Genomic DNA, 12,800 nt, shown 5'->3' with positions numbered 1-12,800 from the left:
GGCTTGCGCCTCGGGCTACGATGTTGCGGCGCTGTTATCGCTGCAGCACCGAACGTCCGGGCACGACCGACGTCTCCGGCGGTGCGTTGTAGCGGACCGGATTCGCGTTGGCTGGTTGCAGCAGCCACTCGTTCTGCGCCGGTTGCATTTCTCTCGGTTGTTCCGCGACGTAGACGGGAGCGTCGAACGATGGCGTTTCGGCGAACGCTTCGGCCGGAGTCGGAACCGGCGGTTGAGCGCCGGCCGGGATCGGTTCGACGGCCGATTGCTTCCACAAGGCGAACAAGGTGCGCGGAGCGCCGGTAGTCGCCGCGGTTGGGCCTTGCTGGGGCGCCGCCGTACGGAACGAGGCGATCGTTTGGCGAGCCGCCGCCAACAGTTCGTCGGTCGAACGCTGAGCCGCTCGCTGATAGTACGGCGACAGCGCCGTCTTGCCGACCGGCAGCGCCCCTTCGGGGAATTCCGGACGATCGTAGTTCTGTTCGGGTCTCTCAAACAACTGCCCGCAATCGCAGCAATGGGTCAGCGCTTCGACCGCCATCATCCGGACGCGGGGAGAATTCTCGGAGGGGTTCCCATCTTTGTCGCTTCCTTCGGCGCAAATGCGGAGCGCCTCGCAAGCCGCTTTGGTCATGGTGCGCGCCTGGGCGAAGGCGATCGCCGCTTGGAAGCGAACGCACTCGCTGCGATCGCAACGCAAGCTCGAGATCAACGCCGCTTCCGCTTCGGGATACCAATGCCAATCGACGCACGCCAACGCCTTCACCGCAGCGACGCGGGCCGGCACTTGCGCTTGATCGGCGGCGATCTTCGCCGCAGCGGCTTGCGCCGGCGAAACCGGCTGACCATTGGGACCAATTCCGTTGGCAATCCCTTGTTGCACCTGGTTATAGACGCTGTTGCACGGCGGCGGCAGCAGTCCGCCGGTCATCATGCTGACCGGGGCGAATGAGTCGTGCAGGAAGTGGCCGAAGGTTGAGTTGCAGCAGCTCGCATGCTTCGCTTCGAGGCATGCGCAGACTTCGCTGAAGAAGCCCCCGCTCGCCGCCGAAGGCGCCGGCGCAATCGGATACGAGGTCGCGGCGCCAGCAGCGGAAGTGCTGACTCCCGGAATATCCTGTCCGCAACAAACGTTCGCCCCAATCAATAGCGCCGGCAGTACGGCAGCTAGCAAATGTCGCATGGTTTCCGATCCTTCAATCAAACCAACAAGGGGATCAGCATGTACTCGCCGCTGGGCGTTCGCGTCAATATCAAGTCGCAAATCATGACAAGCTGGGAGATTCGCCTTGCCGCTCCTCTGGAATTCCCCTACAACCCCCGCCGCGGCATCATTCGAACTCCTAAATGCAACGACTCGCACCGCGTGGGCAAACTCCCTGGCAACTCGATTTTGGCTCGCTTGGCGATCCTATTCGTGGTCGCGCTCGGCGTTTGCGCCAAACTCCACGCTCAGGAGATCTATCGCTTGCCGCCGGTCGATGGCCAGCCGCAAGAGCAGCAAGCCGTCTACAACATGCCGAACGATCCGCCGTTTCGCTTCGACACGACGCCGATCAGTTTCGAATCGCAACAGGCGCTGCCAACTCCGCCGGAGTCTCCCGAAGTGGTGCCGCTTGGACCTCCGGTCCAGATCGCACCGATGCAAGAAGAGCAGCAGTGGGAAGACTGGGGCACCTACCAGATTCCGCTTAACGGCTGCAGTACGTGCGGCGAATGTCGCTGCGAACCTTGTACCGCGACGACGCGCGCCGGACGTTTCCTCTGGCTCATTCAACATGCGGTCTGCTGCACTGATCCTTGTTATGAACCGGCCTGGCGACCGCTCGAAGATTCCGCCTTCTTCGTCGCTTCGGCTCGTCCCCAGGGGACGATGCGATTTCGCTGGGACGCCGGTTGGGGCCTTTCGACCCCGGACCGGGCCGAGTTCTTCTGGGCCAAAGCGGGCGTCGGCCCGACGCCGACCGGGCTCTATGTTCCCGACGTCGACTACATGACCCTCTATCAATACACCGAAACCGGCGGCAAGAAATTCTCCGCCACCTTCGAGTACCGCTATATCGAAGTCGATCCGGACGGAGCACCACACGGCGCCGGCTTTGGCGACATGACGATCGGCACGAAGACGCTGTTGTTCGACAACGGACTCTTCCAGGTCTCCTTCCTGATGAAGACCCACATGCCGGCCGGTCGGGCATACCGCGGTCTCGGCACGGGGCACGTTTCGCTTGAACCGGCAGTCGTCGTCGGCATTCACCTGGCGAGCGAATCATATCTGCAGATGGAAGTCGGCGAATGGATCCCGATTGCGGCCGACCCGACCTACGGCGGCTCCATCCTGCATGTCGCTTCCAGCTTCAATCACACGCTCGCTTATCCGGCGCCTAGCTCACCCCTAATTGGTACGCTGGAACTTGATACCTGGTCGTTCCAAGCCGGCGCCTACACCAACTCCCTCGGCGTCGCGACCAGCGCCAGCGGCGCCATGTACGCCCAAACCTCGGCCGGAATCCGTTGGTTCATCTGCAAAGACTACGACGTGGGCGCGTCAATCGCGACCGGCGTCACCAACCAACATTGGGCCGATTATCTCTTCCGCACCGACTTCCGAGTGCGGTTCTAGTTCGCACTCGTAGTCGACGCGCAAGTGAGGGAAATTCCGCCGCAGCGTTCTCGCAATTCAAGACGCAGCGCAGCAGTTCCAGGTACCGCCCCCCCGATCTGAATCAAGCGGCCTGTACGACTTTTTCCCCGCCGCGAAGACGCTAGAATACGTGCACAACCAATTCACTACGCTCCCTATAGCGAAAGAACTTATGCGACTACTCCCTCAACTGATGGCGAACAACCGGGCCTGGGCGGAAAGCGTTCTTAAGGAAGACCCTGAGTTCTTTGCGCATCTGGCGAAAGGTCAGAAACCGGAAATCCTTTGGATCGGCTGTGCTGACAGCCGCGTGCCGGCCAATCAAATCATCGGCCTGAAGCCGGGGGACGTCTTCGTCCACCGCAACATCGCCAACGTCGTCGTTCATAGCGATTTCAATTGCCAAAGCGTCATCGAGTACGCGGTAAGCGTACTCCGAGTGAAGCACATCATCGTCTGCGGTCACTACAGCTGCGGCGGCGTGAAAGCTGCCGCCGAGGACCACCACGTCGGCCTCATCGATGGCTGGCTACGGCACATCCGCGACGTCCGCCAAAAGCATGACGACCTACTGCAACGCATTAGCTCTGACGAGAAACGAATCGATCGGCTGTGCGAATTGAATGTCGTGGAACAAGCGCTAAACGTTTCTCATTCAACCGTCGTGCAAGAAGCCTGGGCTCATGGGCAGCAACTAGCGGTGCACGGCTGGATCTACTCCATCAACAATGGCTTGATCAACGATTTGAACGTCACCATCGACAGCCCGTCCGAAATCGCCACAGCATATCGCGTCGCTGTTGACCACGACCATCATGCGTAACCTGTTGGGCGGATAGCGGCGGCCGTTTTCCTACTCCGGCAACTCCTGATCGCGGGTCTCCGGCAGGAACGGCAGCACCACTAGCCCGATCAAAAAGACGCATGCCATCGTCGCGCCGGTATAGCGAAACGCTTCGCCGCCGAAGCCGAACAGCTGGTCCAACTGCGCTTTGACCAGCGGTCCGCCGGCGGCGGCGAACCGTCCGACGTTGTAGCAGAAGCTCACCCCGGTCGATCGCAGTCGAGTCGGGAAGAGTTCGGGGAAGTAAATCGCGTAGCCGGCGAAGAGGGAGAGCTGACAGAAGCCCATCACCGGCACCATTACCCAGATTTGCCAGAACTCTTTCAAGAACAAAAAGACGCACGCCGTACTGACGAACGCGGCGAGCAAGCCGAGCGCAAACGTCGGCTTCCGGCCAATCTTTTGCGACAGCGCGCCGAAGCCGAACATCCCCAGAAACGCGCCGACGTTAATCGCCATCGATGCGTAACTCGACCAGCGTGCCAGGCGCCCTTCGACCTGGTTGCTCAGCTCCGTCTGCATCGACTTGGCCGCTTCGCTCAGTTCTCCCGAAGTCGAACCAGTGGTCAGCGTCCCTATCAACTCTTCCAGCACGGCGACTTTCTCCACCTCGCCGGCCGCGATCAATCGATCCCGCTCTTGCCGATAAACCGTGGCGGTCACTTCCGGACGCTGCACCGTCTTGATCAGGTCAGGCGTATAAAACCCAATCGACCACAAACCGACGACGCCAGCGCATGCGAGCACCAATCCCAACAGCGCGTGCCTACGAATCTTGGCGTCGCTGAAGAGCTCGCGATAGCTTCCCAGCTGGTTGCTCTTGCCAAGCGCCTGCTCCGCCTTCGCTTTTTGCCACGACTCCGGCTCTTTCAAATAGCGGCGAATGAGCAACGCCAACAAGGCCGGCACCGCGCCGATCAAAAACATGATTCGCCAGGGGCTCTCGACCAATCCTTGTTCTTGGGCAAGACCAAGATTCAAGTTGATCAGCGCCGCGCTGATGTTGCCGGTGGCGGAAAGGGCCTGCAAGCTGCTGAGCGCATAGGCTCGCGCACGGGAAGGCATCGACTCGGCGACTAGCGCCACGCCGATGGCGAATTCTCCCCCGACCCCTAAGCCGGTCAAAAATCGATAGAGCGCAAAATCGAATACCCCCTGGGCGATCGAACTTAGCCCCGTAAAGACGGAGTACATCAAAATGGTGATGACCATCGTCTTGGCGCGGCCCCACCGATCCCCCAGAATCCCGAACGCCAATCCTCCGGTCGCCCAGCCGAGCATAAAGATGGAGGTGGCGTAGTCGGCGTTTCGGCTGCGGGCCGCTTGCAGCGCGTTCGGCATCTTCAGCTGCGCCGAAGTGAGCGAGTCTTCGGTGACCAGATCGCGCATCACGGCCGGACGGGCCAAGACGAAGAGTTGCTGATCGAGACAGTCGAACAACCATCCCAACGCCGCGACGACGAAGACGAACCAATGATACCGGGTCATCTCCCGATACCACGGCTTTCGATAGCCGGAAATCTCCTCCGGCTCAGGCATCGACGATGAATCAATATGCACGGCGCCAACCTCGTCGCTTCATTGCGAAACTCACGACCAAGCAAACCGAAGCATTATGGGGATCGCCGATCTAAGTTGCAACTAAAGCACGTGAAATCATTATTCCTGCACTGCCTATTACTACGCGACACTAACCCGAGGCGCGAGCCGAGGGAATGGGGTTGGAAAGATCGAAATCCGCCGTCCCTGATTCGCGGCTCGTAGCAGACTTGTTTCTGTTCGTCGCCTCTCGCCGCATTCCCTCGGCTCGCGCCTCGGGTTAGTGTTGTGTGCGGCGATTGCCGTCGTCTACTCGACTGGTTCGTGGACCGCTTCGTCGATCTTGTTGTTGGCGCCGGTCAGGTAATCGGCGCCGCAGACGGCGACGGCGGCGATCAGGGCGAGCGCGACGCAGCCGAGCAGAGCGCCGGTCGAGGGAGGAGCGACGAAGGCGTCCCCTTCGCGCCACGGCCAAAGAGCCCGGAGCGCGCCGATCATGAAACCGCACATCAGCGCCATCGTTTGCGGTTCAAAACGATGAAGCAGCCAACGGAGGAATTTGCTGAACGTGATCAGCCCGATCGCGCAGCCCAGCGCGAAAACGACGAACTGCACCAGGTCGGCGCCGGTCGCTTCTCCTTTGAGAAGCGCTTTCGGAATGCCGCTGAGGTAGCGATACATCCCCAAGATCAACAGCAAGTAAGAACCGCTGATCCCCGGCAAAATCATGGCGCAAATCGCGATCATGCCGCAGCAGAAGGTGAACCAGAGAGGCGGAGTTTGTTCGACGTTCGGAAAAACCTGCGGGCCTGTCATTGCGAACGCGGCCGCAGCGCCAACGATGCCGAGCGCCCAACAGATCGCCTGGCTTCCCTTGGTCGGCGCATCAATCAGTTTCATCACCAACCAACTCGACGCGGTAATCGCGCCGAAGAAGACGGCGTAGGTATAAGGTCGCGCGGGACTTTCCGGCTCGATCAATTCATGAATCAACAGAATGAACGTTCCCAGGCCGACGGCAATCCCGCAGCCAAGCGCCAGCAGAAAGAACAAATCGATGCGCTGGGCAAGTTCGCGCCAGCGGCGAGTCAGCAACATGCGCAGCGAGGTCATATCAAAATGACTGATCGCCGCGACCAGTCGACGATAGATGCCAAGGACCAGCGCGACCGTTCCGCCCGAGACGCCAGGGATCGCATCGGCTGCGCCCATCACCAGTCCGCAACCGGCATGACGAGCCGCATCACGTAGCGACGCTTGCGGGGGCGTGTTCGGCTGTGGCGCGTTTTGGTTCATATCAAAAGCTTCTTGTCGCTATCAAGCTGCGTGTTTGGCGAAAACGAGGTAAGTCTGCGGGGATTGTAGAAAACTATCCTCTTTACCCATAGGCGAGTATGTTCCCAGGGGCGGCGAATTCGCTTGACCGGCGCATTTTAGGGCCTTACATTGCTGGAATCCGATCCCAAACAAGCGGCATGCCGCCGTAAATATAGCTTCGTTTTTGTGCGTCTGTCCCTTCTATTTCACTAGTTAAAGGCCTTGCCAGTAACGCCCTGGTAAGAATAACAGGGATGTTTCTCAAGCGATCGGCAGACTCGATCACCGTCCATTCGCCTGCAAAGTTAAACCTGTTTCTCGAGTTGCTGGCGAAACGCCCCGATGGTTTTCATGAATTGGAAACTATCATGACTGCGATCGACGTCTTTGATACGCTTCGCTTTACGGCGACTGACGACTCGCAGTTGACGCTCAGTTGTCGCTTTGCGCCAGGGACCGAAGCCGCCGCTCAGGGTGAAGACGCCGACGCACTTCTCGGGGACTTACCGACCGGGCCGACCAATTTGGTTTATCGCGCCGTCGATCTGGTCCGCCGCACCGCCGGGATCGAGCAAGGCGCCAAGATTGAGCTGATAAAACGAATCCCGGCCGCATCGGGACTTGGTGGAGCGTCAAGCGACGCCGCTGCAGCACTCGTCGCGGCAGATATCGTCTGGAAGTTGGGTTGGTCGCGTACGAAGCTTTCGGAACTCGCCGCTCAACTAGGGAGCGACGTTCCCTTCTTCTTGCATACCGGGCTGTTCGGCAACGGCATGGCTCTTTGCCGCGGAAGGGGTGAGATCATTACGCCGCTCCCGGTCACGCGGCGGATGCACTTCGTGGTCGTTCGTCCCCCAGGCGGGTTGTCGACGGCCGATGTATTTCGGCGGTGTACGATCCCCGCCAACCCGTTTGCCGCAAGCGACTTGTGCGACACGCTGCAGTCAGGCACGATGACCGACATCGGTCGTCGGATGCATAACCGCTTGAGCGAACCTTCGCGCGAACTATCGACCGAGATTGATCGGTTGACGAAAAGCATGTTGCAGGCAGGAGCGATTTCCAGCCAAATGTCGGGGAGCGGCAGCGCCTGTTTTGCCCTCTGCCAAGATCCGCGACATGCCCGCAGAGTTGCAGCGAAACTGAAGAGCCAACGTTTGGGGGTTGTGTTTACCGCCAGCAACTGCGGCGTACAGTGGAATTAGGAATTACGCGGAGCGGGGAATTGGAAATTAATAAGCGGGCGATAACCTCAGGCAAGCGATAGAATCAGGCGTAGAATCGATTCTGCAGGATGCGGCGGAACGACGGCCAGGATGGAGTAAGACGAGCAACAGGAAGAACATCAGCGGCGAACGAATCTGGCCCCAGCAAGGCGGTAACTCGACGATCCTATCGGAACTAAACGCAAATCGAGGCGACGCGGAATTCGTAGCGAAGAATCGCCCAGCTACTTCGGACGCGAGTCAGCGATCAGCGCGACTGCCAACATGGAGAGATACGCTGTGAATATCACCGAAGTTCGTATCAAACTCATGGAAGACGCAAGCGACCGTCTGCGTGGATTTTGTTCGATCACGTTTGACGACGCTTTCGTCGTCCGTGATTTGAAAATCATTGAAGGTTCGAGCGGCCCCTTCGTCGCCATGCCGAGCCGCAAACTGACCGCTCACTGTCCGCAATGCGGCGGCAAGAATCATCTTCGCGCGGGCTACTGCAATAACTGCGGCTTTCGGCTGCGCGTCGCGCCGGCCGAAAGAACGGCCGACGGACGAGCCAAACTGTACGCCGACATCGCGCACCCAATCAATTCGGAGTGTCGCGAGATGATTCAAAGCCGCGTCATCGAAGAATACGAAAAGGAAGTCGAGCACGCCAAACAGCCAGGCTATCGCTCGCGCTATGACGACTACTACGGCGACGCCGGCGAAGACTACTTTGAAGAAGAAGCCTTCGACGACAGCCATCGCTCGCAGTCGAAGCCGGCGAGCCCGTCGCAAGATCAGGCTCACCCGCCGCAACCGAATCCTTCGGGGCCGCATCAACAAAGCTCCGCATCTTCGCAGCCGCAGCGCAAGCGGAAGTTCGGCCAAGGGATCTTCGAAGAATAGCGACGACCTACCAGTCGCCGCATTCGCGAGCCAGATCGCGCAGGTAGTCGATCGCTTCGCTCACTTCCATCACCTGCATGCCGACTTGGCGCCCCCCTTCGTCGCACTTGCCCAAGAGCATCAAGCCGTCGAAGTCTTCGGACTGCTGGAGTCGCTTTTTCGCACGAGCGCCGAGCGAACCGTCGAGCAGCGCATGCGCTGCCATGTGATGTTCGATCAGCCAACGCGTGCGCTCGGTGATGGTATCACCCAGCGCATCCAGTCCCGCCGCGACATGATCACGCGGATCGATCCCCTTCCCCACGTCATGTAAGAGCGCGGCGAGCAGAAACTCTTCGTCATACGGAGACTCACGCCGAGCGAGCTCAAAGACCTGCAAGCTGTGATAAAGCGCATCCCCTTCCGGATGATAATGCGGATTCTGCTTCACGAACTCCAGCGGCAAGAGAAGCATCTCGTACTGCAGAAATCGATCAACGCGATTCTCGGCGGCGGCCAATTCTTCGTCGGCGTCGACGTTGGGATATTCCTTTTCCAGGAACTGCTCAAGTTCGCGAATGCTCATCCGCTCGATCGCCTTGCCGGTGATCGAGCTTTTGAAGACGAAGTGGGCTTTGTCGCTGGGATAAACGGTCAGTTCGATCGGATAGACGTCCTGGATATGGACGTGAATGTAAACCTGGTTTTCGCCCGCTTTGCGAACTTCCTTGCGCTCGATGTCGAAAAACATCCCCTCGCGTTCGAGCGTCGCCGCGATCGGTTCGACGCTGTCGGAGAAGACGTGGATATCGATATCCGATCCGCGACGGACATGCCCGGTCAGCACGCTGCCGATCAGACGCGGACGAAAGTTGGCGAGCAGCTTCATCGCATGGAGAGCGGCGAAACGCATTTCGCGGAGGTTGTCGAGCCGCGCGTCCCCTTCGAACATCCGCGCGAGCGATTGAACCTCGTCCCGGATTTCGGAGTTGCTGGGCAAGTCGGCCGGTTTAACCCAGCCGCGGCAAAGACGCCGGGCCGCTTTCATCTTGGCCCGATAATATTCCGATTCTTGACGTTCATACATCAAGCGCGCAGCTTGACTGGCGATTTGACGCCGGAGCTTGGAAGAATCCATGAGCAAGGGGCCGACGAATTTGATGTTCGCCTAAACGTCGGCAACAAGGCGATAGTAGAAAGTCGAGGGCAAGCGACGGCCGAGAAAACCGCACGCTTTCTCTGCCCTATCGTATGCTGGGGAACTGGTTCGGAGAAGACCAAGTCCCAGCAGGCGATAGGAGGGATATTCGAGACCAAAATCAAAAACGGGCGGCGTCGCACCGCGCCGTGCCGGCAATCCAGCGCCCTCTCCCGACAACCGAACTACCGGACGGCAACGGTGCGCACGTCAGCCACGATTGGTTGCCACACCATGTATTGCAATGAAGAGACCGCAGGCGGTCCTCCTTGCTTCGCAGCAAAACGTATGCCCAGGGCCAATCAGGAGGTGGCCATTTTGTGACCGCACCGCTTAACTTGCGCAACGCTTTGGAGTTAACGACGCTCGCTCTTAACGTATCGGGGCAGCCATGCGGGTTCTTTGGGCGACGCTGGAGCCGAGAAAGGGGTGTTTGCACAAATCGCTCGCAAGGCGGTGCAGAAGGTTTTTGCAGCGATCGTCCTGCGGTAAGATGTGGACTTCCCCCCATGTTCACTCCCCCACAGCGTGATTTCACTCATTTATGAAAATCGTCAAATATCTCGACGCGGCCCAATCGCCCCAGACCGGTTGGTGGGATGGCGACGTTATTCGCCCCCTGACGTTGTCGCTTTTTCCCTTGCTCGAATTGGCCAACCCAGCCGAGGCCGCCCGCAATCATGTTTCGCCCAATTGCGAGCCGATCCCGTTCTCTCAGGCGACGCTGCTGCCCCCGATCGAACAGCACGAAGTCTGGGCGGCCGGCGTTACCTATACCCGCAGCAAAGCGGCCAGGATGGAAGAGTCCGAAGCGGCCGCCGACTGTTACGACCGGGTTTACGTCTCCCCCCGGCCGGAACTGTTCATGAAGGCGACCCCCCATCGCGTTAGCGGTCCCGAACAACCGCTGCGGATCCGCACAGACTCGAAGTGGAACGTCCCCGAACCGGAGCTTGGGCTGGTCCTCAACTCGAAGCTGCAGTTGGTCGGCTATGTCGCTGGTAACGACATGAGCAGCCGCGACATCGAAGGAGAGAATCCGCTCTATCTGCCGCAGGCGAAGGTCTACGATCAGTGCTGCGGACTGGGACCGTGCATCGCGCTGCGAGACGACTTCGACGCCGAGTTCGCCCAGCTCTCCGACATCAAGATTGACCTCACGGTTCGTCGCAGCGGCGAAGCGGCGTTCACCGGTTCGACCGACATCGGCGAGATGGCCCGCACCTTCGCCGACTTGATCGGCTACCTTGGTCGTGATAACAGCTTTCCGAACGGCGCCATCCTGCTGACCGGCACCGGCGTCATTCCGGACAGCGACTTCACGTTGCTCGCCGGCGACGTAGTCGAGATAACGATCGCCGGGATCGGAACGCTCCGTAATCCGATCGTCCAGGGATAACGACGCAAACCGCAGAACGTCGATTTTTCGTTGATATTTACTTTCGGCGAATTCATCGACGATTGGCCTGGGCGCCGCAGTCGCGTTTGCACGAGCGCGTTAAGCTGAAAGCTTTCGCGAGCGGCGCGCCCCAGGGACTATTGTCCGTATTAACACGCAGAGCCTTAACTCATGTCTGATATTCAACCGGTCCTGATCGCCGGCCAATGGAAAGCGGCCGACGCTTCCGACACGTTCCAAGCCGACAATCCCGCGACCAAACAGCCGCTGCCGGCGCGCTATCCGATCAGCAACTGGAGCGACGTCGACGCCGCTCTTTCGGCCGCCGCCGAAGCGTTCACCACTCTCTCGCAACTTCCGCCGGAAAAGATCGCCGCGTTTCTCGTTCGCTTCGCCGAACTGATTGAAGCCAATGGCGACGCCCTTTGCGAGATTGCAAACGCTGAAAGCGGACTGCCGATCAGTCCGCGTCTGAAGGATGTCGAGCTGCCGCGCACGTACAACCAACTGCGGGCTGCTGCCGCCGCGGCGACGGAACGATCGTGGAAACAAGCGACGATCGACACCAAGACCAACATCCGCGCTTACTTCGCGCCGCTCGGACCGGCCTGCGTCTTCGGACCGAACAACTTCCCGTTCGCCTTCGGCAGCGCTTCTGGCGGCGACTTCGCCGCTGCGATTGCTGCCGGCAATCCGGTGATCGCCAAAGCGAATCCTTCCTGCCCCGGCACGACGCAGTTGATGGCGAAGCTCGCCTTCCAAGCGATTCAGGAAACCGATCTGCCGCCGGCCACGGTACAGCTCTTCTATCACTGCAGCTACGACGACGGCGTCAAACTGGTCTCTGATCCCCGCATCGGCGCTACTGCGTACACCGGCAGTCGTCGCGCTGGTCTCGTGCTGAAAGAAGCGGCCGACAAGCATGGCAAGCCGATCTATCTGGAACTGTCGAGCGTCAATCCAGTCGTGATCCTGCCTGGCGCCCTACAGGAACGTGGCGACAAGTTGGTCGACGAGTTCAGCGGCAGCTGCCTGATGGGCGCCGGTCAGTTCTGCACGAACCCCGGTTTGGTCGTGGTGATCGATAACGCCGAGAGCCAGAAGTTCGTCACGGAGACCGCCGCCAAGTTCTCCGCCGCTCCGGTCGGCACGCTGTTGTCGAAGAACGTCGAAACCGGGCTGACCGTCGCGCTGCAAACGCTCAAGGAAGCTGGCGCTGAGGAACTCGCTGGCGGAGCGGCCGGCGCCGGAACCGGTTACAGCCACGCCAACACGCTCCTTAAAGTGAGCGCCGCGAAGTTTCTGACCGATCCCGAACTGTTCCAAACCGAAGCGTTCGGTAACGGCTCGCTGATCGTCGTCGCCAAGGACCTGGGGGAATCGGTCGCGGTGATCGACTCGCTGGAAGGAAACCTGACCGGTTGCGTTTACAGCGACACGCAAGGTTCAGACGACGCCGCCTACGCTGAACTTGAACCGCATCTCCGCGTCAAAGTGGGACGGCTCCTCAACGACAAGATGCCGACCGGCGTCGCCGTCAGCCCGGCGATGAATCACGGCGGCCCCTTCCCTGCGACCGGCCATCCGGCGTTCACCGCGGTTGGCATTCCGGCGGCGCTCGTTCGCTTCGGCATGCTGCAGTGCTACGACAACGTCCGCGCCGCTCGCTTGCCGCTCGAACTGCAAGATAAGAACCCGACCGGCAAAACCTGGCGATTGATCGACGGAACCTGGACGACCGGCGACGTCGCTTCGTAAGTTCCGCACGC

10 protein-coding genes are annotated in these 12,800 nt (G+C 59.9%); 6 read left to right on the top strand and 4 right to left on the bottom strand.

Translation table 11 applies throughout. The features are described 5' to 3' along the window. Nucleotides 1–34: 34 nt before the first annotated feature. The gene (locus LOC68_RS18005) at nucleotides 35–1,183 is read right to left on the bottom strand and encodes a hypothetical protein (protein WP_230221303.1); all 1,149 of its coding nucleotides are present in this window, start codon (nucleotides 1,181–1,183) and stop codon (nucleotides 35–37) included. On the opposite strand from LOC68_RS18005, the gene LOC68_RS18000 reads away from it, so the two are divergent. Both LOC68_RS18000 and can read left to right on the top strand, forming a co-directional pair. After that, nucleotides 1,175–2,623, top strand: a complete 1,449-nt coding sequence (locus LOC68_RS18000) for a hypothetical protein (RefSeq protein ID WP_230221301.1) — start codon at nucleotides 1,175–1,177, stop codon at nucleotides 2,621–2,623. The two genes, LOC68_RS18005 and LOC68_RS18000, sit on opposite strands and share 9 nt — an antisense overlap. 193 nt (nucleotides 2,624–2,816) lie before the next feature. Further along, a complete protein-coding gene (gene can / locus LOC68_RS17995; RefSeq protein ID WP_230221299.1) occupies nucleotides 2,817–3,467 on the top strand; it encodes a carbonate dehydratase in 651 nt (216 codons plus the stop codon). 30 nt (nucleotides 3,468–3,497) lie between these two features. Here the strand turns inward: can and LOC68_RS17990 are convergent, their stop codons facing one another. Further along, on the bottom strand, nucleotides 3,498–5,048 hold the full coding sequence (locus LOC68_RS17990) for an MFS transporter (RefSeq protein WP_230221297.1): 1,551 nt from the start codon (nucleotides 5,046–5,048) through the stop codon (nucleotides 3,498–3,500). A 288-nt stretch (nucleotides 5,049–5,336) separates the two neighbouring features. Beyond that, nucleotides 5,337–6,323: a DUF368 domain-containing protein gene (locus tag LOC68_RS17985; RefSeq protein WP_230221296.1), complete on the bottom strand. Its 987-nt coding sequence runs from the start codon at nucleotides 6,321–6,323 to the stop codon at nucleotides 5,337–5,339. 275 nt (nucleotides 6,324–6,598) lie between these two features. Here LOC68_RS17985 and ispE point away from each other — a divergent pair, with 275 nt between their 5' ends. Beyond that, the gene (ispE, locus tag LOC68_RS17980) at nucleotides 6,599–7,549 is read left to right on the top strand and encodes a 4-(cytidine 5'-diphospho)-2-C-methyl-D-erythritol kinase (RefSeq protein WP_230221294.1); all 951 of its coding nucleotides are present in this window, start codon (nucleotides 6,599–6,601) and stop codon (nucleotides 7,547–7,549) included. A 300-nt stretch (nucleotides 7,550–7,849) separates the two neighbouring features. Beyond that, nucleotides 7,850–8,455 (top strand): SpoVG family protein, encoded by a 606-nt coding sequence (locus tag LOC68_RS17975; protein WP_230221292.1) that lies wholly within the window; start codon nucleotides 7,850–7,852, stop codon nucleotides 8,453–8,455. A gap of 7 nt (nucleotides 8,456–8,462) precedes the next feature. Here the strand turns inward: LOC68_RS17975 and LOC68_RS17970 are convergent, their stop codons facing one another. Next, complete coding sequence (locus LOC68_RS17970) at nucleotides 8,463–9,521, bottom strand: HD domain-containing protein (RefSeq protein WP_315858789.1); 1,059 nt, start codon at nucleotides 9,519–9,521, stop codon at nucleotides 8,463–8,465. Nucleotides 9,522–10,176: 655 nt separating this feature from the next. Here LOC68_RS17970 and LOC68_RS17965 point away from each other — a divergent pair. Both LOC68_RS17965 and LOC68_RS17960 read left to right on the top strand, forming a co-directional pair. Continuing rightward, nucleotides 10,177–11,031, top strand: coding sequence for a fumarylacetoacetate hydrolase family protein (locus LOC68_RS17965; RefSeq protein ID WP_230221288.1), 855 nt, complete (start codon nucleotides 10,177–10,179; stop codon nucleotides 11,029–11,031). Between the two features lie 171 nt (nucleotides 11,032–11,202). Further along, on the top strand, nucleotides 11,203–12,789 hold the full coding sequence (locus tag LOC68_RS17960; protein WP_230221286.1) for an aldehyde dehydrogenase (NADP(+)): 1,587 nt from the start codon (nucleotides 11,203–11,205) through the stop codon (nucleotides 12,787–12,789). Nucleotides 12,790–12,800: the final 11 nt, after the last annotated feature.

Source organism: Blastopirellula sediminis, assembly GCF_020966755.1.
GTDB lineage: Bacteria > Planctomycetota > Planctomycetia > Pirellulales > Pirellulaceae > Blastopirellula > Blastopirellula sediminis.
The sequence above is the reverse complement of the archived record's forward strand: the minus strand, read 5'-3'. Positions and strand labels throughout refer to the sequence as shown.